Source organism: Facklamia sp. P12937 (assembly GCF_050409505.1).
GTDB lineage: Bacteria > Bacillota > Bacilli > Lactobacillales > Aerococcaceae > Facklamia.
In genome coordinates this window covers 1-21,040 of the sequence record NZ_JBNUPI010000008.1, presented here as the reverse complement: position 1 = coordinate 21,040, position 21,040 = coordinate 1, and the positions used below count along the sequence as shown (strand labels likewise).

Annotated in this window: 15 protein-coding genes; all 15 read right to left on the bottom strand. The window is 36.2% G+C overall.

Annotated features, from left to right (window positions below; translation table 11 throughout):
• Positions 1 to 39: 39 nt before the first annotated feature.
• Entirely contained in the window at positions 40 to 927 is an 888-nt protein-coding gene (locus tag ACQV2R_RS04115; RefSeq protein WP_428873568.1) for a YitT family protein, read from the bottom strand.
• A gap of 110 nt (positions 928 to 1,037) precedes the next feature.
• The gene (gatB, locus tag ACQV2R_RS04110; protein WP_428891861.1) at positions 1,038 to 2,468 is read right to left on the bottom strand and encodes an Asp-tRNA(Asn)/Glu-tRNA(Gln) amidotransferase subunit GatB; all 1,431 of its coding nucleotides are present in this window, start codon (positions 2,466 to 2,468) and stop codon (positions 1,038 to 1,040) included.
• Between the two features lie 10 nt (positions 2,469 to 2,478).
• A complete protein-coding gene (gatA, locus tag ACQV2R_RS04105; RefSeq protein ID WP_428873566.1) occupies positions 2,479 to 3,945 on the bottom strand; it encodes an Asp-tRNA(Asn)/Glu-tRNA(Gln) amidotransferase subunit GatA in 1,467 nt (488 codons plus the stop codon).
• A 1-nt stretch (position 3,946) separates the two neighbouring features.
• Positions 3,947 to 4,246 carry an Asp-tRNA(Asn)/Glu-tRNA(Gln) amidotransferase subunit GatC gene (gatC, locus tag ACQV2R_RS04100; RefSeq protein WP_428873565.1) on the bottom strand — a complete coding sequence of 100 codons (300 nt, stop codon included), beginning with the start codon at positions 4,244 to 4,246 and terminating at the stop codon, positions 3,947 to 3,949.
• A gap of 16 nt (positions 4,247 to 4,262) precedes the next feature.
• Entirely contained in the window at positions 4,263 to 5,564 is a 1,302-nt protein-coding gene (locus tag ACQV2R_RS04095) for a CamS family sex pheromone protein (RefSeq protein WP_428891860.1), read from the bottom strand.
• Entirely contained in the window at positions 5,554 to 7,578 is a 2,025-nt protein-coding gene (ligA, locus tag ACQV2R_RS04090; protein WP_428873563.1) for an NAD-dependent DNA ligase LigA, read from the bottom strand. Before ligA ends, ACQV2R_RS04095 begins: the two co-directional genes overlap by 11 nt.
• A 10-nt stretch (positions 7,579 to 7,588) precedes the next feature.
• The gene (locus tag ACQV2R_RS04085) at positions 7,589 to 9,970 is read right to left on the bottom strand and encodes a UvrD-helicase domain-containing protein (RefSeq protein ID WP_428891859.1); all 2,382 of its coding nucleotides are present in this window, start codon (positions 9,968 to 9,970) and stop codon (positions 7,589 to 7,591) included.
• Between the two features lie 140 nt (positions 9,971 to 10,110).
• Complete coding sequence (locus tag ACQV2R_RS04080) at positions 10,111 to 11,247, bottom strand: ATP-grasp domain-containing protein (protein ID WP_428873561.1); 1,137 nt, start codon at positions 11,245 to 11,247, stop codon at positions 10,111 to 10,113.
• Positions 11,248 to 11,274: 27 nt separating this feature from the next.
• Positions 11,275 to 11,925 (bottom strand): glycoside hydrolase family 73 protein, encoded by a 651-nt coding sequence (locus ACQV2R_RS04075; protein ID WP_428873560.1) that lies wholly within the window; start codon positions 11,923 to 11,925, stop codon positions 11,275 to 11,277.
• Positions 11,926 to 11,993: 68 nt separating this feature from the next.
• Entirely contained in the window at positions 11,994 to 12,515 is a 522-nt protein-coding gene (locus tag ACQV2R_RS04070; protein ID WP_428873559.1) for a hypothetical protein, read from the bottom strand.
• 129 nt (positions 12,516 to 12,644) lie between these two features.
• Positions 12,645 to 14,693, bottom strand: coding sequence for a serine hydrolase (locus tag ACQV2R_RS04065; protein ID WP_428874875.1), 2,049 nt, complete (start codon positions 14,691 to 14,693; stop codon positions 12,645 to 12,647).
• 93 nt (positions 14,694 to 14,786) lie between these two features.
• Positions 14,787 to 17,699 carry an FtsX-like permease family protein gene (locus tag ACQV2R_RS04060; protein ID WP_428891858.1) on the bottom strand — a complete coding sequence of 971 codons (2,913 nt, stop codon included), beginning with the start codon at positions 17,697 to 17,699 and terminating at the stop codon, positions 14,787 to 14,789.
• 12 nt (positions 17,700 to 17,711) lie between these two features.
• Positions 17,712 to 18,413, bottom strand: a complete 702-nt coding sequence (locus ACQV2R_RS04055; protein WP_428873556.1) for an ABC transporter ATP-binding protein — start codon at positions 18,411 to 18,413, stop codon at positions 17,712 to 17,714.
• Positions 18,414 to 18,431: 18 nt separating this feature from the next.
• Positions 18,432 to 19,625, bottom strand: coding sequence for a class I SAM-dependent rRNA methyltransferase (locus ACQV2R_RS04050; protein WP_428891857.1), 1,194 nt, complete (start codon positions 19,623 to 19,625; stop codon positions 18,432 to 18,434).
• Between the two features lie 72 nt (positions 19,626 to 19,697).
• Positions 19,698 to 20,870, bottom strand: coding sequence for a hypothetical protein (locus tag ACQV2R_RS04045; protein ID WP_428891856.1), 1,173 nt, complete (start codon positions 20,868 to 20,870; stop codon positions 19,698 to 19,700).
• Positions 20,871 to 21,040: the final 170 nt, after the last annotated feature.

Here is a 21,040-nt window from a genome sequence, read left to right as displayed (position 1 = left end):
GGTTTTTATAATTATTCTTAAGAAATAGAAAGCATTATATTAGCCATTTGTATTTAAAATACTTTCGTCAGTCTCTAAAGTCATTTCTTCAGGTTCACGTAAGAAGGTAAAGCCTTCACCATCCACTTGTTGAACATCGTTAACCGCAATAAATGCTTTAGGGTCAATATTATGAACAATCTTTTTAACCGCCATTAGCTGACGATTGGAAACCACCACATATAATATTTGTCGTTGAGCCTTTGAGTAGAAGCCATAACCAGAGAAGATAGTAACCCCGCGCTTAACTTTATCCATAATTTCATTACCAATTTCTTCATGTTTTTCTGAAATAACAAACAGTGCATTTTTAGGATTGTAACCTGTAACCCAGAAGTTTAAGATTCGGCTATACAGGAGAATCCCAACAATGGAAATAGCGCCTTTTTCTAGACCAATCGCAAAAAATAATAAGGAAATAATCACTCCATCAAATATTAGTAAAGCATTTGAAACGCTAATTCCAACATACTTATTCAAAATTAAAGCAAGAATATCTGTACCTCCGGTTGATCCACCGCCACGAATGACAATTCCCAATCCTGTTCCCATAATTACCCCTGATACTAAAGGAGCAACTAATTGGTTATCTGGAATGAAAGGGGTAGGCTGAACGACTTTTAAAAAAAACGAAAGTGCAGCAATTGATAAGAGCGTATAAACAATCGTCATTTTACTCAATAACTTCCAACCAATAATCAGAATAATCACGTTTAAAACGAAGGCGGTCTTAGGAATATCAAAGTTTAGAGTATAGTGAAGAAAGAGGGTAAAACCAGTAACTCCGCCATCTCCCAACTCGTTCGGTAAAGATACTAAGTTGATAGCTAATGCGACTAAGAATGTTCCGACGATTGTCATTAATAATGACGATATGATATTTTTCATTTTTACACTTCCTATCTTCTTTTATAAATGGCTTTTCTTATAATTGTTTGAATCCAGTAAAAACGACACAAATGTCGGTTTTCACTTGTCTCGTTTATGATTCCTTATAGCTACATTGTTTGCAATTTTTCAAGGATTAACTCATTAACGACTTGGGGGTTTGCTTGACCTTTAGTTTTTTTCATAACTTGTCCTACAAAAAATCCAACAGCTCGATCTTTTCCATTCTTATAGTCTTCAACGGATTGTGGATTATTTTCAATAATATCTTCAATCAAAGGTTTCAATTGGGCTGGATCTGAAAGTTGAGCCATTCCTTGAGCTTCAACAATTTCTTTAGCGTTGCCCCCTTCTTGAGCTAATATTTTGAAGAGTTTTTTGGCAATTTTGGAAGAAATTGTTCCTTTATCAATTAGTTGGATCATTTCTGCTAAATTCTTAGGAGTTAAACCTGTTTGAGAAAGCTCAAGCTGTTGTGCATTTAGATAAGCAGATACTTCTCCCATTAACCAGTTGGAAGCTTGCTTTGCATCTGCTCCTTCTTGAATAGTTTCTTCAAAGAAATCTGACATTTCCTTTTGAAGGGTTAAGACCATGGCATCGTATTCCGGAAGCTGATAATTCTCAACATACTTTTTACGACGCACTTCTGGCATTTCTGGCATCGTTTGCTGGACTTGATCAATCCATTCTTGTGAAATAGTTACCGGTGGTAGATCTGGTTCAGGGAAGTAGCGGTAATCTGCCGCCCCCTCTTTAGTACGCATTAGAATCGTTTGTCCTGTTTTCTCGTCATAACGACGTGTTTCTTGATAAATGATACCACCAGATCTTAAAATATTTTCCTGACGTTTTTCTTCAAACTCTAAACCTTTGCGAACATAATTAAAGGAATTTAAGTTCTTGATTTCAGTTTTTGTCCCGAAAGCTTCTTGGCCAAAAGGTCGAATTGAAATATTACCATCGCAGCGTAAAGAGCCCTCTTCCATTTTCACATCCGAAACGCCTGTATACATTATTCTCTCCCGTAAGGCTTCTAGAAAGGCGTGGGCCTCTTTAGGGGAACGAATATCTGCTTCGGTAACAATTTCAATTAATGGCGTACCTTGGCGATTTAAATCAACATATGAATAGCCGTCCACTCCGTGTGTGTTTTTTCCTGCATCTTCTTCCAAATGAACACGTTCAATACGTATCCGACGTTTTTTTCCTTCTACTTCAATATCCAGGTATCCATTAGACCCGACCGGTTGATCAAATTGAGAAATTTGGTAGGCAGATGGATTATCCGGGTAAAAATAATTTTTACGATCAAACTTCATCTGCTTAGCTACCTGGCAATTTAAAGCTAGAGAAGCTTTCATTCCGTATTCTATCGCTTGGCGATTCATAGTCGGTAACGCTCCCGGATAGCCCCAATCTTTCTCATTGGTATTGGCGTTGGGATCCACACCGAAGCCAACAGGTGAGGAAGAAAAGATTTTAGATTGGGTTTTTAATTCCACATGGACTTCAAGTCCGATTACTGTTTCAAAATTCATCTAGATCCTCCTATAGTTTAGGTGCTTGCTTAACAAAGTCGTGACCTTGCTCAAAATCATAAGCCATTTGGTAAAGTAAGGCTTCGCTATCCACTGGGCCTGTGAGTGCCATTCCAATAGGCAAGCCCTTGCTATCAAAGCCGGCAGGTACAGATAGGCTGGGTATTCCAGCCAAATTAACCGGGATTGTCAACAAATCTGCCACATACATTTTGAGCGGATCTGAAATGCGTTCACCAATTTTGTAAGCTGTCGAATTAGTGACCGGTCCCATAATAAGATCGAATTGATCAAATACTTCTTTAAAGTCTTGAATAATTAATGAGCGCACTTGCGCTGCCTTCTTGAAGAATTTATCATAGGCGCCTGAGCTTAAAGAATAAGTCCCTACCATTAATCGTCGCTTGACTTCAGGACCAAAGCCTTCAGAGCGAGATTTTAAGTAGATTTCTTCTAAATTTTCAGCTGCTTTTGAACGATAACCGTAGCGAATACCGTCATAACGCTGTAAATTAGATGAAGCTTCCGCAGAAGCTAGTATGTAATAAACATTAATCCCGTACTCAGAGTGAGGAAGAGAAACTTCTTCAACGATTGCTCCTTTACTTGTAAAATAATCAGCTGCTTTTTCCATTGCTTGACGAACATCCGCATCAATGACCTCTGATTGATATTCTTTAGGAAAAGCAATTCGCTTGCCTTCAATGGATTGACCAATCAAACTGCTAAAATCTAATTTTTCGTCGGCTAAACTGGTCGCATCATTTGGATCATGCCCCGCAATCACTTGTAAAAGTAAAGCGTTATCTTCAACTGTTAAAGTCATCGGTCCGACTTGATCAAGACTAGAAGCAAAAGCGATCACTCCATGACGAGAAACACGACCATAAGTTGGCTTCATTCCAACAATACCTGTATAAGAGGCAGGTTGACGAATCGAACCACCGGTATCGGTTCCTAAAGCTGCTGGCACCTGTCTAGCGCTTACGGCTGCTGACGACCCCCCCGAAGAGCCTCCTGGTACTCTTTCAAGATCCCAAGGATTTTTACTTGTTTTAAAATAGGAATTTTCAGTAGATCCTCCCATAGCGAACTCATCTAGGTTAACCTTACCCACTATAATGGCTCCTGCCTTTTTTAATTGTTTTATAACAAAGGCATCATAAGTTGGCACAAAATCTTCAAGCATTTTACTGGCTGCAGTTGTTTTAAAATCAGCTGTTAAAATATTATCTTTGATTGCTATAGGAATGCCTTTTAATAATTTTGAATCATTATTCGAATAGCCTTCTTCATCTGCAGCTTTAGCCACTTCAAAAGCCGGCTCTTTAAAATCTTCATAATTTAAAAAGGATTGAACAGCACTCTCCAAAGTCTCAATTTGCCGGTAGGTATGTTCAAGCAATTCGACAGCTGTAAATGTTCCTGATTCTAGCCCTTTTTTCATCTCAGTAATGGTTGTTGGGAATTTTTTCATCTTAATCTCCTTTTTCATCTTCGATAATCACTGGTACTTGAATATAGCCTTCATTTACTGTTGGGGCATTATCCAATAAGGCTCGATAAGACGGATTAGGGACTGCGATATCTTCACGATAAACATTCTTCAACTGGTTACCATGATAAGTCGGCTCGACACCTTCCGTGTTCACCTCTTGTAAATGCTCAACCATTTCAACAATCTCTTGGATATTTGGAGCAAATTGGTCCAGTTCTTCCTCACTAAAACTTAATTTGGCTAATTTTGCAACATGCTTAATTTCCTCGCGTGTAATCATTCTTTTCCCCCTCTTCTTATTGTCTAAATATATGTGATTGATACTCCGTTTCTCCTGCATTTCTACCTATATAAGCTTCTGTATCCGCATTAGAAACAATTTTAATCTCAATTGCTATGTTCTCAGGTAATGTTTTCTGCGCAGTGTCCAGCACATGCTGACTTAAAGCAGTAATTTCTGTTGTTTGATAAAACTGTGTGACTATTTCAATATCTAATGTTTTCAACTGATCGTCTGCATATAATACTTGACCGGAAATACCATTCAGATTGGGGAAAAACTCACGAATGCCTTTAGAAAAATTATCAAAATAAGCGTATTTTTCTGCTTCGACACCTGAATCAGTCATAGGTAGAGCAACTCGGTATTCATTAAGCTCTTTCCAATCAGAAACCGCATTTCCCTCACGTGAAATACCATCCAAGACAAAACTACCCCCTACAATTTCATCAGAAGGTGCCTGTCGGTATATACCCACTAGAATAGGAATAGATCTCAATTCTTCGGTTGCTCTTAAACGACCCACAATTATATTAGCATAAGCTCTTCCGCGCTCACGCATTTCTCCCATAGAGATTTCTTCTTCGTAAACAACCCCCTCTGGGTCGGTGTACTCATAACGCGAATTCATGGATAAGCCAAGAACAATACCTGCTAGCTTGTACCCTGTTTCAGTTTCAACCATAATATTTTTTTCTAAAATTTGCGATAAGTAAATAGGCGTAGATTGAACCTGAGTGACAACCTGATCTGGCCTACCGGCGTTCTCATCAATGATATTACCCTCTACATCAACCATAACCTCTTGACCATCTTCTAAAACCGAAGTTACTGTCGCTTCTTCAATAGTAGGGGATTGATTCTCAACAGTAGTATCAGTGTCAGAAGATGTTGTTTCACGATTAGCACCACCACTATCGACAGGGATAGCAGGGTTTAAGCCTGCTGGATTATTGTCTGCTTCTCTGCCTACCCAAGAAGTCAGTGTATCACCATCAATCAATTGGCCTTCTTGTAAAAAGTATTGATCGGTAGGAAACACCTCTCGTGACAAACGTAACAGACCATCTTCGAAAGCAAAGGCATTGCCCGTTGAAGATAATGTGTAGTCTGCACTAGCTGAGGGGCCGAGTTGATACTTACCATCTGTTATTACAGCTCGATAATTTTCATTAGCTAATTGGTTAGAAGTTGACCTGGCCATCACCTTCTCAGGTGTCAGTTCTGCTTCTTCTTTTTTTACCTCTAAATTATTTAAGCAACCTGACAATAAAGTAAGACAGGTTAGCAATGTGATACATTTCAATTTATTTTGCATCGTTAATTCCACTTTCTACTAATTTTTCTATAAATGTAGATTCATCTATGATTGTAACACCTAAATCCCGAGCTTTTATTAATTTACTGCCGGCTTCTGCCCCCGCAATCAATATATCTGTTTTCTTTGAGACTGAGCCGGTTACATTTGCTCCTAAATTTTGTAAAATTTGCTTTGCTTCATTACGAGTATAAGCATTCATACTACCAGTTAGAACAATAGTCTTTCCTTTAAATTCATTGGTCTGTTGAGTGCCAATCACGGTTGTTTGAAAATCGGTTTTGACACCTATTTTTTTTAAACGATCAATCAATTTTAATGAAGACTCTTGTTGAAAATAATGAACCAGTGATTGAGAGATGATTTCACCTATGCCCTCAATTTGACCGACTTGTTCTGCCTCGGCAATCATCACTGTTTCTATTGTACCAAATTCTTCGGCAATTAGGCGAGCAGCTTTTGCACCGACATGACGAATTCCCAAAGCAAATAGTAATCGATCTAATCCCCTATCCTTAGACTCATTAATCGCTTGGATCAAGTTGTTAGCTGACTTTTCTTTAATCTTATCAAGTTTTAAAAGGTCTTCTTGCTTGAGATAATAAAGATCAGCCGGATTTTCAATCAAATGATGGTCCAATAATTGCTCAACAATTTTTTCACCCAGACCATCAATATTCATGGCTAATCGGGAAACAAAATGAGTAATCTGAGCCAACCTTTGGGCGGGACAGTTAGGATTAACACATCTTAAAGCCACTTCATCTTTAATTTTCACTAGCTCTTCATGACATTGTGGACATTCGGTAGGAATAGCTACCGGTCGATCATCTCGCTTTCTTTTAGTTAGATCAACCTCTAATATTTCGGGAATAATATCTCCTGCCTTATGGATAACGACTTGATCACCTATATGTAAATCAAGTTTTTCAATAAGATCTACATTATGAAGACTTGCTCTTTGAACAGTAGTTCCTGCCAATTGAACAGCCTCCATAATAGCGGTAGGGGTAACTACTCCAGTTCTACCCACTGTCCAATCTACATTAAGTAAAGTTGTTTGAGCAACTTCTGCTGGAAACTTATAGGCAATTGCCCAACGGGGCGCTTTAATAGTATGCCCCAATTTTTCTTGATATTCAAAAGCATTGACTTTAATAACCACTCCATCAATCTCATAGGGTAATTGGTGCCTTTTTTGGCCAACCGTTTGGATAAACTCCCATACTTCATTAAAATTATGACATTCTTTTCTAAAAGAGTTCGTTCTTAAGCCAACAGCTTCCATCTCTTCTAGGAGTTCTCCTTGAGAAGTTGCCTCTATATCCGATTGACTAGAGCAATTATACATAAATATGTTTAGTTGCCTCTTTGCTGCCTTTGCGGGATCTTTCTGTCGCAATGCACCAGCTGCCGCATTGCGAGGATTAGCCAAGGGACTTTCCCCTGCCTCATCTCTTTGTTCATTTAATTTTAAAAAGACCTCTTTAGGCATATAAGCTTCTCCTCGAAATTCACCTGAAATGGGCTTTCTCAGTCGTAATGGTAAGGAATGGATTGTTCGTAGGTTTTGAGTAATATCTTCTCCCGTTTGACCATTACCTCGTGTAGCTCCTCGAACAAACAAACCATCTTCATAAGTTAAGGCAATGGCAAGACCATCGATTTTACACTCACAGATAAAAGAATGCTGAGACCCAACCACTTCTTCTACCTTTTTAATAAAAGCATGTATGTCTGCTTCATTAAAAGCATTACTTAAAGAGTACATGGTTTGAGCATGTTTAACCTTTTGAAAACCTTCTAACAGCTGGTCACCCACTCTCTGACTAGGTGAGTCCAAAGTGACCCACTCCGGATACTTAGCTTCAATCATGAGCAATTCTTGATACAGCTCATCATACTCTGCATCCGTAATTAATGACTGATCCAATACATAGTAAGAGTAAGCATAATTATTTAATTTTTCTTTTAAAGCATCTAAACGTTGTCTTTCTTTCTGCTGATTAGACATCAGGAGCCTCCTAATCTGATAACTTAGTAATTGGAGCAAATGCTGCCATTAACTGTTTAATTCCTTGCTCTGGAAAAGCTACTTTTAAAATTTGGTCGCTAGCTGACTTGTCAACTTTTACAATTGTCCCTTGACCCCAAGCTTTGTGGTCCACTTTGTCTCCCACTTGCCAGTTAATCATTTCTAGACCTTTGACATTTGAAGTTGCTTGGAAAGCTCGCTTCTTCTTAACGGGAGCCGAAGGGGGACTTAACTTAACTCTATTGGCTTGGTTTTTTCCTCGATTATTTGCAGTAAATCTTTTGACTCTTCCTGGAAGTCCAATATGCTCAAGTAAATCTTGTTCAATCTCATCTATAAATCGACTAACTAAATTTTGCTGATAACGTCCGTATAGTAGACGATTGGATGCTGCTGTTAAATATAATATTTCCTCAGCGCGTGTCATTCCTACATAGGCTAATCTTCTTTCTTCCTCTAAATCTTCTTCATTATCAAAAGAACGATAGGATGGGAAAATCCCTTCTTCCATTCCAACAATAAAGACAACCGGAAATTCTAAGCCCTTGGCTGCATGTAGAGTCATCAAAGTGATACCCATTTGTTCATCCTCTTCTTGGTTATCACTAACCAAAGACAATTCTGTAAGGAATTGAGTCAATAAAGCTGTTGATTGATTAGTATCGTCCTCACTTTCCACTGCTGACTCAAATAGATCCAAAGCAACATTTGAACCTGATATTTCTAAAATTGCTTGCGATTCGATAGTGCTTTGATCTTGATTTTGAAAATCAGGATCTTTTTCTAACAGTAAACTATGATCCTCTTGGTCAAAAAGTTTAGTTACTGAAGCAAATTCTTCTAAGTTTTCTAAGCGAGCTCGACTTTCAAGAGTGCCTTCTTCAATTAAAGCCTGAGTATAGTTTGAAAGCTGCCACACTTGCTCTACTAGTTCACTCATAGAGAGATATTTTGCTTGTTCTTGAAGATTTTTAACCATTTGAGCAAACGTTTGTAATTTCTTTTGTACTGCTTTAGATAGTTGAGACTGATCTAAATAATCGATCGCCATGAACCAGGGTAACTGAATCTGAGCAGCAAAATTTGATAACCGCTCGATAGTGGTATTTCCAATTCCACGTTTAGGAACATTCACAATTCGATTAAAGCTAAGGTTGTCAGCGGGGTTATTAATTAACCTTAAATAAGCCAAGGTGTCTTGGATTTCTTTACGAGCATAAAACTTCAAGCCCCCAATAATTTTATAAGGTAAATTGGCTTTTAACAGCTGGTCCTCTAAAGAGCGTGACTGAGCTTGAGTTCGATAAAGAATAGCAAAATCATCATTTTTTAAATTAAAACGATCTTTAAGCTCAATAATTTCTTGAATAACAAAAAGCGCTTCCTCTGAGTCGTTGTCTGAATGATAAAACTTAATCTTGCTTCCTTTGTCCTTATTAGACCATAATTTCTTAACTTTACGATTTCGATTATTTTTAATCACACTATTAGCTGCAGCTAAAATATTTTGACTGGAACGGTAGTTTTGTTCTAATAGAATCGTTTTAGCTTGAGGAAAGTCAGATTCAAAGTTTAAAATGTTTTCCATATTTGCGCCGCGCCAGCCATAAATAGATTGATCAGCATCTCCTACTACACAAATGTTATTAAGAATTCCTGTTAATAATCGAATGAGTTGATACTGAGTATTATTGGTATCTTGGTACTCATCAACATGAATATATTGAAACTTATGCTGATAAAAGTGACGGACATCATCATATTCTTCTAATAATTTAACAGTATTAAGAATCAAATCATTAAAATCCATGGCGTTGGCTTGTTTTAATTTTGTCTGATAAAGTTGATAGACTTTTGCATAAATTTCTTCAACAAAATTACCGGTAGTTTGTAAATAATGTGCTGGGCTTTTACCTTCATTTTTTGCTTGTTCAATTTGCCATAGAAGATTCTTATCTTTAAATTGTTTGCTATCTAAATTTAATTCTTTTAACACTTGACGCATCAAAGTTAGTTGTTCAGATGGGTCTACGATTGAGAAATTTCGTTGATAACCGATTTTTTCGCCCTCTCTTCTAAGTATCCTCACACACATTGCATGAAATGTTGAGACCCATATAGAGTCTGCATCTGGGCCAACTAAGTTTTTAATCCGCTCTTTCATTTCATTTGCGGCTTTATTTGTAAAAGTAATAGCCAATATATTCCAAGGATTTACTCTTTCTTCTTCAACAAGATAAGCGATTCGGTGAGTAAGAACCCGTGTTTTTCCTGAACCTGCCCCAGCGGCTATTAACAGCGGTCCCTGGGTAGTCAATACAGCCTCCTTTTGCTTATTATTTAATCGACCTATACTTTCTAATAAATTCATATTATCACTCCATTTCACCAACGCTTCCAATATTTGATATTATATCAAAAATAAGAACAATCTCCTATGTCCTTTATAGCCTTCTCTCAACTCCTCATAAAATAAAAAGAAGCCAAGGCTATCCCTTCAGCTTCTTAATTCTATTGAATTTTATATAATCCGGTCATTTCAATTTGCCGATCACACGATATTAAACTATCTCCCGTTATGATTACCTGTCCTTCCAAATGATTGTGTAATTGTCCAGGAAAATTTACTAAAGCAAAACCCCAATCTGTGCGAGACATATATTGTGTCATGACATTTTCTATATTTAAATATTCTAAAGGAATCGCTATAGCTGCTGCTGATTTTACTTTTAAGGTAGGCAAAGGCAAGCCTGACAGCGCTCGCATACACGCTTCGAATTGCGATATGGACATCGAGCCGATTGTAAAAGTTGCCGCTTGCGATAAGCCAATCGAAGCTTGATTGATGTAAATAACACCAGAAGATGTAATAAAGAACTCTAATGTCAAAGCCCCAATCAATGTAAGTGACTCAGCAATTAATCGGCCTAATCGGTTGATTTCATTAGAAACCTCATCAACAATACGCGCAGGATACCTTACTTGTGTACCAATAATTAACCCTTTATCTACTAATTCAAAGGGAGGATAAATCAATAATTCTCCTCGCTCATTTCTGACAACAGTCAAAGAAACTCTCTTCTCAACTGGAATCCAAGCCTCAAGTATACATGTTGCTTGCTCAACTTTCTTCTCTGCTAAAGGTAAATCATCCTCATTGAATAGAAGAATGTGGTCCTTGGCTTGATTCAAATGTCGTTGTCCTGACTTAAGAACACAAGGATAACCTATATATTCTATCGCTTCTTTAATATCTTCAATGGAAGTCACCATTGAAAAAGGTGCTACTAAACTTTTAGTAGAGTCTAAATAAACTTTTTCAATTAAACGGTCTGTTGTAATTGCAACTAAATCTTCTGATAAAGCCAAGTCAGTATATTCTTCCAATAATTTATAATGTCGGTTTGATAAAATACCTGGTTCAATATATATCATATCCACTAAGCTTGCAAATTCGATTAAACTCTCGTCTTGATAGTTAGCATCGACTATTTGCCAATAAGAAAATTGTTTGACCGGGTTTTCATCATGACTCACCATGCTTGCTACACGATACCCCAATCTTCCGGCCTCTTGGGCCAGTAAAGCGGTTGTAAGTGAGTCTCCAATAATACCAATCATACTTCCTGGTTGATGTCTTCGAACCATTTTATCCCTCCCATCATATTATTCTTTTTATGGTTGATCATATTGATCCAATTGCCACTCTTCAATCATATTTATTAATTTTTCTCCGTAATTTGGATCGGTTGCATAACCCGAATCTTGTAATGCCTGAGCTTGTGATTGGAAATCCTTGGCTTGTAATACAGCTTGATATTGATTAGGATCCCAAGAAGTTCCATTAATCATTAAAAGAGCGTGCTCACGCATTGATGCTTGTCTAGAAGGATACACCTTAAAATAATCCTTAATCTCAACCCACTCGCCATCAAAAAACTCCATTGTTGGATAGAGTGCAGAATTAGGATCGTCAGCACTTGTTTTTACACCATATAGATTATTATGCTGGCTAGCTAATTGACTTCTACCAAAGTCCGATTCTAAAACAGCTTGAGCTAAAGACACAGAAGCATAGACACCAAACTCTCTTTGTAAAGCTTGGGCAGTTGGGACCAAATCTGCAATAAATTGTTCTTTGAGCAAGTGATCTGATTGATAAAGCTCATTTTGATAAAAATTAGGAGCCGGTTGTGACATCCAACGAAATAACAACACAAAAAGTAAACTAATAAAGATAATCATAAAGAAGCTTAAACATCCTAATCGTTTAAAGAAAGCTTCCTGCCATTTTTTGAATTGTTTAAGTTTCTTATTATTTTTCAAAGTTTTTTTTCTGGGTCTATGAGCTTTTTTGCGTTTTCTTTGCACCAAATAGCTTCACCACTCTATTTTTATTCTTCGACAGTGTCTCTTACTTTATCACTTTGGTCATCAAACCATTGTAAGAGTTTTACCTCATCAGTTTCTAATTGTTGTCTCAAAACTCCAGGTAGACGAATTTCTATTATATCGTTGTATCCCCAAAATTGATAATCTGCAATTAATTGCAAGATCATTGTGTTCTGTTGGTTTTCTGAGCTTTCACTCTGATGCCATTCTAAGCGTACCATACCATGGTTAACCCAAGTCTTGGCGATTTGATATTTAAGATAGAGGTATTCTCCAACAGGATTAGCTGAAACCTCTGGAATTATTTCAGCATTTCGCACAACTTTTTGAACAAGCATCCATTCATAGTCAGTAAATAAAGTCGATATTATTTGGATATTTTCAAATTTTAAACCTTGTTCTCCTTTTTTCCATCGGTCCCAAGATTGAGGACTAATGCCTAACTTTTCCGCATAAAAAGCTTTTTCAGTTTGAAATTTCTCTTTAATAGCATGAATAACGATTTGTATCAGTGTAGGACTCATTGAAATTCCTCCCTTTTTCTCTATTATACACCTAAAAAGTGATGTGAGAAGTGGAAAAGCTCTTAAAAATAGAAAGACTTCTTAAATTGAAGTCTTTCTATCTCAAAACTAATCATTTGAATAAACCTTTTAATAATAATACCAAGCACCATTTTCATCTTGATACCAGGTGCCTCTACGGTATTCATCGCCAAACCAGTAATAGTTTTCTGTTTGCTTGCCATTATATAAATTATCTGTCGGCTCTACACCTGTTTCAACCGATGTAACAGGTGGGGTTACTACTGCTTGAGTAGTCTGAACTGGTTCTTGCGTCACCTCAAGAGTAGTTTCATTTTCTAAGATCTCAGCACCTTCTTGGTTCGCTAAATATTGTATGAGTATATCATTAATTGTTTGGCTTATCTTACCATTCATTTCATAAGGTTCAGTGAATTTTTTTGTAAGAACTACATAAATATAGTCTTCTCCTGCTGCTTGAGCAATCCCGGCAATATGTTGAAGTTGTGGGTTTTCTTCGGTAGTTAATAATTCGTAACGTTGAGTCACATTAGCATTATAATTGGGAAATTTATCTGTGAATGGTGAGAGATTGACTGATTCTTTCAGCAAGTCGTCATATTCTCCATCAATCAATTCGTTTTTAGCTAATTTGACAAGTAAATTAGCTAAGTCCGTTACATCAGTGACTGCACCCGTTATGTAACTATCTTCTTCAATAGCTAATGGAGCGTTCATACGAGTAGCAAAATATCCAGACTCTTTTAACCAGTAGTTAAAGCGGTTGACACCCTCAGCAAGCTGAACGAGATGATTCATGGCAGAGGCATCTCCTGATTGAATAGTTAAATCAATCAACTCTTGGACTGTATAGGAATCTCTAGCTTGACTTGCCACTTGTCCTGTATCCCCAGAAGCAATTAATTGTGTTTTAACAGGGATTTCTTGGTCAAGAGTAATTGTTTCTTCTGCTAGCAATTCATAGGTACGTTGTAAAATAAACCAAGCGATTAGACGATCAGCCTCCATTGTTTGGTTTTCATAAACAAAGGGTGCTTTATCTCCTAGCTGTTGAATTTGTAAAGCTACTGTTTCCTGATTAGAAAAGTAATTGGTAACTATTTGATTAAACTGATCAATTCTTTCTGCTTGATCTTGCTTATTTGGTACTTCATAAGCGATGCGTTCTGAAAAATTCTCTGCACTTATTAAAAGCTCTTGTTGACTTGTATCTTCACCAATCACTGATAAAGCGGGATCATTAAAGGATAATCTAAGTTTCTTGCCTTCTTTAAAAAGAGAAAACTCATCCTTCAATTCTGCTTCAGTCTCATTATATTTCACTTTAAAGTTAAATGTTTCTTGATCTACATCAGAAAGAGAGTTGGCAAAATCGAGATTAACTGTAATCATCGGATAAGCATCCACATCTACCTTTGATTTTTCTATTTCAAAAACAGTATCTTCTACAGTGGTTGTTTGATTTTCTTCTTCTGATTTTACTTCAGAAGAAGAATTATCTGAAGTAACATTCATTGTTTTTTCAGTATCCTTTGGAAGTTGAGAAGTCTCAGTTTCTTGGACAGGTTGTTCACTATTTTGATTTATTATTGGGTCCAAATAACTCTTAACCATGCCTACCAATTGAGGTCCGTAAACAAACATTAAAAAAAAGGCTGCCAATAAAATTAACCATTTGACAATAGTCCAAAGCGTTTTACCAAAACTAGTCTTTTTAGTTCTAGGGACAATATAATCTTCAGCATTATCGGTGGATTCATCAGAAAATAATGAGCCAGTGTACGGATAAGATAAAATTTCGTCTGCCCTTTTCTTAAAAGCTTCTTCTGAATCCTCTTCCGATTCATTGCCTTTTGAATTTGATTGAAGTGAACGTTCATAAGCTAATTTAGCTTCTTTTTCTGCTTCTGCTAATTCTTTTTCAAGAGATCGCCTAACAGGAACGTGCTGTCTATTGTCTTTGATAGCTTGAGAATGTTTTTCATTATCAGCTACTTCATTTAGACCACGGATATCTTTTTCAACTGATATTTCATCATTAGGTTTTCTCTTTTTCAATAAACTCTGTTCTTTTTTATCTGCTTGATTAAATCTATAACCGCAGTACGCACATTGGGTCTTACTACGGACATTCCGTCCACAATTTGGACACTTCATTTGATTGCCTCCTCTTAGATAGTCGCTCTATAATTGGTTCTTAACTTAAACCATTGTAGCATATTCTTAAAGGGCTTAACAATACGGGACTGATTAATCAAGTCCCTTGAGAGCTTCTACCATATTAATACGTTTTATTTTTTGGTGCATGATCAGCATAACAGAACTTGAGAAAATAAATGTAAGAATAAAGGATATTAAAAAGGATGCTAGGATTGCCCTAGGATAAAAGAGCATTGAATTCATTTGCATCTGTTTCATAATAATATGTGTAAGCACACGTCCAGCTATCAGGCCAAAAGAAGAACCTAATACTGTGATTATAAAGATTTCCTCATAGACATACAAACTCACTTCTCTTGCATAAAAACCTAAAACTTTGATAGTGGCCAGTTCACGATTTCTCTCTTCTATATTAATATTGGTCAAGTTATACAAGACCACAAAAGCTAAGGCTGCCGCTGAAACGATTAAAACAATTGTAATGACGTATAAACTATCCATCGTCTTGCTAACTACTTCTTCTATATTAGTTATATTAACGATAGCTTGAACATCCTCATTATCTTGTAACTGGTCTTCTATACGAGTCACTTTGGCATTAGCTTCATATTTCAGTAAAAAAGCATTAATTTGAGCGGGCTTTTCAAACACCTGATTGTAGTCATTTTCTCCCATATAGAGATAATGATTGACATAGTTTTCTGCTGCTCCCTTTAAAGGAATCGTATAATTTTCATCGTCCATTTTAAAGATAGCTTTAGAGTTGGGTTTTAAGTTGAATAACTCAGCTAATCGTTCTGTATAAAGAGGTCCTGCTTCATCTAAATCAACTGGTTCAGCCACTTTATCATCTCCACCTTGTCTTACAAATACAAAGTCTTTAAATGATTGAACATCACCTAGCGGAACTATTAAATTGACATTTTCTTTTTCAACATCATTTTCTAATTCTAAGGATTCTGAACGGATTGGATAATACGCTTCAATGCCTTCGTAATCTGCTAATTCATCTTGCAGTTTTTGAGTTTGATATTGGCCTAAATCTTCATTCAAGACCAGGGTAGCATCATAGCGTTGTAATTGCTCAAATTGATTAGAAAGCAAACCTGAAATAGTATCACTAATTCCAAAACCAGTGAGAATTAACATTGAACAGCCTGCTACACCAATGAAAGTCATGAGATTTCTTCCTTTATATCTGAAAAGGTTTCTCAAAGTCATTTTACGATTAAAAGATAAGCGTTTCCAAAACTCAGTCCAATTTTCAAGTAAAATTTGTTTACCTTGTTTAGGGGGTTCAGGTCTTAAAAGTTGTGCAGGAGCTTGCTTTAACAATACATAAGGTGTATATATTGCTGGTATCAGTGTACAAGCTAAAGCAATAGCACCGACAATCATATTCCAATATAAAGAGCGAGGAATCAATGGGTTAGCCAAATAAAACATGGAATTATATGCTTGTAGAATAATTGGTGGAAAGATACGATAGCCCAAAGATATTCCTAAGACTATTCCAATCACTCCTGCTAACCCAGCATACACCACAAATTTTAAGATTACTTGCCAGCGATGGTATCCCATTTGTTGCATGGTTCCCATATAGTTTCTTTGTTCACTTGACATGCGCTTAACAGTTGTGAAAACAACTAAAACGGCAATAGCAAAAAAGAAAACTGGAAACAAATTAGAAATAACATTCAATTTTTCCGCATTTTCTTTCAGAGATTTATAAGCTGCATCGTCTTGACGTGTCAACACATGATAAGTCGGTTCTTTTAAATCTGCTTCTAATTCTTTAAGTTCCTCAAGTGCTAATTGTCCTTCTCTTAATTCTAGATTATTCTCAGCAATACTATCTGCTACAGCTTTTTTTGAGCGACTCAGTTGATTTTCTCCGAAAAACAACTCATTACTAGCCATTAAGCTTTGTTCTTGACCTTCCAACAACTCTGCTTGTTCTTCAGGCTTTCCTAAAGCTTGAGGATTATTAGAGTCTATATTGCCTTCTAGAGACTGCCGCAATAAGTTTTCTTCAATTTGACTAAATTCTATCTTAGCTTCTTGAAGGTCTTGTTCAGAATCTATCAGTGTCTTTTCGACTTCGGAGATTTTTTTATTTGCCGCCTCAAAGTCATTATTAGCTTCTTCTAAATCTGAACTAACCTCATCATATTTAGCTTGAATATCCTTTTTACTGGCTTCCAAACGCTGTTTTGGACGATTAGCTAACAAATCTTCTAATTTAATTTTTAGTTGATCGAGCCTTGATTGATAAGCTGGTTCATAAGCTCTCTTTCTATTATTACGTATCCAATAGAAAACTTCACTATAGTAACTGGCTTGTATTTGATCTTCTTGAATTAACCCAAAAACAGAATGGTCGAGGCCTCGATTAATGCGTTCATAATAAAGTGGTGTTTGAACAAATCCAACAACTTCAAACTCATTTGTTATCAATTCACTATCTTTTATTGAAAAGATTGAATCTGAATTATCACTATCTATAGCGTCTTCACTTGCTCGTTGGTTCAGAGTGATTTTTACCTTATCTCCAACTTTGACAGACTCGTTTGGATCAGTATTAATTAAATCAAGATACTTACTATCCAATGTGATTTCAGAAGCTTTCTGTGGAAATCTCCCTTCAACCAATTGATAATATTTTTTATCTTGTTCATTGATACCAAAAACTTTGATAGGTTGAGTACTTGGCTCAACCATACCAATAACTGATTTAATGGGACGTAACCGAAGTTCTGCGCCATCTTTTAAATTTTTAATTTCTTTAATGTCATTATCATTAATACCTTGAGTAGATAATATACGACCGTCGGGCAAATCATAAGTTTCATAATAGTCACGCGCGGTTTCTACCATAGCTGGTCCTGTTGCTTTGATTCCAATAAAAAAAGCAACTCCTAGACTAATAATAGCTAATATCGATAAGAATCGTGGGAAACTTTTTAATATCTCACGAAAGATATCCTTTATGAGCGATTTCATGTTACCTCCTTTCTACCAATGTAAATCTAATACATTAGTAGGATGCGGATTTTTAACGATTTCTTCTACTTGTCCATTACGAATTTTAATCACACGGTCTGCCATTTTCGAAATCACCGTATTATGAGTGATTACCACAACAGTTGTACGTGTTTCTCGACATGTATCTTGTAATAATCTCAAAATTTGTTTGCCGGTTTCATAATCTAAAGCACCTGTAGGCTCATCACAAAGAAGAATTTTGGGTCTACCTGCTAAGGCCCGCGCAATAGAAACTCTCTGTTGCTCTCCACCAGATAGCTGAGCAGGAAAACTATCTAATCGATGTCCTAACCCTGCTTCTTTAAGTACGGTTTCTGCTTGCATATTACTTTTAGCAATGTGGATCATTAATTCCACATTTTCTTTAGCTGTTAGGTTAGGAACTAAATTATAATTTTGAAAGACAAAACCAACGTTATTTCGCCTAAAACGCGTTAACTGCTTAGCCTTGTATTTAGCAATGTCTTCTCCATCTATAACTACCTGTCCGGAGGTCGCTTGATCCATTCCACCTAAGATATTTAGTGTAGTTGATTTACCAGCTCCGGAAGGACCTAAAATAACCACAAACTCTCCCTCATCAATTGTAAAACTGACTCCATCATTTGCTCGTGTAACGACTTCGCCAGTTTTATATTCTTTAACAACTTCTTTTAATGCAATATAAGACATTCTTACTCCCTGCCTTTCTTATTCAGAACAATAATATACCAGAACTGTAAGATACTGACTCGTAGGATCAACGGAAGAAGGGTAGTCTTCGGGAAGTCTAAAACTTTGAATCAATTGAACCTTCTTGCCACTTAAACGCCCAGCTTCATTCATATCCTCAATAAATTTATCTTTTGAGTAAGCTGAATGGTTTGTGGATAAGACACACAAACCTCCTGCTTTCGTTATTTTAAACAAATCTTTAGCCATTTTTATATAATCAGTTAAGGCTGAAAAAACATAACGTTTGGTTCGGGCAAAACTAGGAGGATCACATACCACCATATCAAAATCTTTTGAAGAGCGTTTGACATAGTCAATATAATCAAACACATCCATAATTCTAATCTCGTTAGATAAATTGTCAGCGTCCAATTGATTAATTAAGAAATTTTCTTTAGTTAACTCTAATGAACGGTTAGCTACATCTACACTGATAGTATTACTGGCACCACCTAGGCTAGCTGCAACTGAAAATGCACCCGTGTATGAAAAAAGATTTAACACAGACAAGCCTTTTGCTTGCTCTTGAATATACTGTCGTACCTCTCTTTGATCAAAAAAAAGGCCTGTCATCCAATCCTGACCTAAATAAATAGCATACTTTCGATTCTGTTCTTTAATAATTAGAGGCTGTTGGGCTTCTTTTCCGGTAACATGTCCCATTGCTTTTTCACTATCACCTATTGGAAAACGCTTGGTTTCGTATATACCTGCAACTTCAAGTGGAGATTCTAAAAGAATTTCAAGCCACCAATCACGATACTCATAAGCACCTTTAGAATACCAGTTGATTTGAATGAAATGGTCATACCAGTCGATTGATATTCCTCCTAATCCATCTCCTTCACCATTGAATAAACGAAAACCCGTTGTTGTAGGGTCGTCCAATAGAGATTGTCTACGTTCAACAGCTTCTTGAAAGTAAATTGAAAAGAGTTCTTTGGACCACAAATCTTCCAAATTTAAGCTAAAAACCCAAGCAAAGCCTTTGTTTTGCCGACCAACGAAAGCTTGCCCTTTAAAGTTATGACTGCGATCAGTAATAAAGATAATCATCCCCTCAGGTGCATCTTTAATATCACCAGGATCTTCAAAGTCTTCTAACCTTATTAATTTTTCTCCTGCTTGAATTCTTTGACTCGCAAAATCTTTTAAATAAAAACACTTCATTCTATTACCTCTTTCATTCTTAAGATCATTTATAGTAGAAGTCTCTAGAAAACAAGCCCATTTCTTAAAGCATTACTTTTTCTCTTTTGATAGTAATTCTTCCATTAAATAGTCAGCAGCTGCCGGACTGATTGTTTTAAGACTTGTTCTTTGGGGAATAACTACTTTTTTAGGTTTAAAAGAATATTCTAATCGAACTCTTTTAGTAGTAAGTTCAGCTGTATCTTTGCTAAAAAAGTTAAAAGCTACATTTTCTACAATACCCTCCAAGGTAACATCTAAAATTTGTTTATCTGGATCAAAGTCCATGGTGAAACTCGTTAATTTATCAGTTAAACCTTGGCTCATCAAATTTAGTGTTTTATTGAACTGTGGTGTTCGGTGTTCCGTTTCCTTAACTTGTAAATGGTTAGAAAATTCGGATTCAATTTTTGTTCCGAATAAAAAATCATTCGCTTGCTCATTAATTTTAATTTGATGGTTGAATTGATTTTCCCAATCTTGATACTCGCTCATGATAGATGAAGTAGAAGGTTGAATTAAATGATCTAAACGATAAGAGATGGATAAGAAGGGGTGCTTATCAAAGAAAAGACTTGGAATATCGATTCTTTCAATATTTAAATGATATTGATCCTTCTTGAAACTTAATTGTCCCTTATCTACTCTCATTAACTTATCCCGATTAGGAATGAGCAGCAAAGAAGTCGCAGGCTTTTCATTAAGATTAACCGTCCCAATTGTTTCATTTGAAAATTCTGTATAAAGATTAGTGTACTTAGCCATTTGTTTATCAAACTGGTAATTAAAAAAAGCTTGTTTAAAATAAGCTAGGCTATCTAAAAAAGCAAATTCTTTTACATAGAACAAACGGTGTCTTCCATATGATATAAAGCCAAAATCTGCTGTCTCGGGATAATCATCTTCCATTTGAAACTTTAAATCGCCCTTCAGGTCTCCTTTTGTAACATCTACTTGGTAGGTCGCTTGCCCCATCGCTTGATTTTCATCCAGGTTGGTCCACTTCATCTTGACCTCAAATTCTTCAACCTCTTTCAAATCAATTAATGATTCTGAAAGTTTCTTAAGTAATTCTTGATCCACTTTGTTTTCTATTGATGTTTTAGTTTCTGTTAATGACTCTGTGGTTATTTGATTCGCTTTAGCAGAAATAGGAGTATATAATAAAGCTAATAATATAGTGAAAATAAAAAGCTTATTGACTAGTTTAAATCCTCTATCCATAAATCCTTCTCCTTTTTAAAAAGTCTTACTATTATTATAAATGAAGTTCAGCTTTAATACACCAACAATCTACTCTATAAAATTAGCTTCAAAAAACCTCTAAATTTGAAGAAACCCCCAAAAGTTCGAGTTAAAAACTAACTTTTGGGGGTCCTTTTATGTCTAAAAAT

What these genes read in the sequence shown, in the direction of transcription:
- ACQV2R_RS04065 (WP_428874875.1), bottom strand. Translation starts at nt 14,693, where the DNA reads ATGAAGTGTCCAAATTGTGGACGGAATGTCCGTAGTAAGACCCAATGT.
- gatA (WP_428873566.1), bottom strand. Translation starts at nt 3,945, where the DNA reads ATGAAAAAATTCCCAACAACCATTACTGAGATGAAAAAAGGGCTAGAA.
- gatB (WP_428891861.1), bottom strand. Translation starts at nt 2,468, where the DNA reads ATGAATTTTGAAACAGTAATCGGACTTGAAGTCCATGTGGAATTAAAA.
- ACQV2R_RS04055 (WP_428873556.1), bottom strand. Translation starts at nt 18,413, where the DNA reads ATGTCTTATATTGCATTAAAAGAAGTTGTTAAAGAATATAAAACTGGC.
- ACQV2R_RS04050 (WP_428891857.1), bottom strand. Translation starts at nt 19,625, where the DNA reads ATGAAGTGTTTTTATTTAAAAGATTTTGCGAGTCAAAGAATTCAAGCA.
- ACQV2R_RS04095 (WP_428891860.1), bottom strand. Translation starts at nt 5,564, where the DNA reads ATGCAAAATAAATTGAAATGTATCACATTGCTAACCTGTCTTACTTTA.
- ACQV2R_RS04080 (WP_428873561.1), bottom strand. Translation starts at nt 11,247, where the DNA reads ATGGTTCGAAGACATCAACCAGGAAGTATGATTGGTATTATTGGAGAC.
- ACQV2R_RS04085 (WP_428891859.1), bottom strand. Translation starts at nt 9,970, where the DNA reads ATGAATTTATTAGAAAGTATAGGTCGATTAAATAATAAGCAAAAGGAG.
- ligA (WP_428873563.1), bottom strand. Translation starts at nt 7,578, where the DNA reads ATGTCTAATCAGCAGAAAGAAAGACAACGTTTAGATGCTTTAAAAGAA.
- ACQV2R_RS04115 (WP_428873568.1), bottom strand. Translation starts at nt 927, where the DNA reads ATGAAAAATATCATATCGTCATTATTAATGACAATCGTCGGAACATTC.
- gatC (WP_428873565.1), bottom strand. Translation starts at nt 4,246, where the DNA reads ATGATTACACGCGAGGAAATTAAGCATGTTGCAAAATTAGCCAAATTA.
- ACQV2R_RS04070 (WP_428873559.1), bottom strand. Translation starts at nt 12,515, where the DNA reads ATGAGTCCTACACTGATACAAATCGTTATTCATGCTATTAAAGAGAAA.
- ACQV2R_RS04045 (WP_428891856.1), bottom strand. Translation starts at nt 20,870, where the DNA reads ATGGATAGAGGATTTAAACTAGTCAATAAGCTTTTTATTTTCACTATA.
- ACQV2R_RS04060 (WP_428891858.1), bottom strand. Translation starts at nt 17,699, where the DNA reads ATGAAATCGCTCATAAAGGATATCTTTCGTGAGATATTAAAAAGTTTC.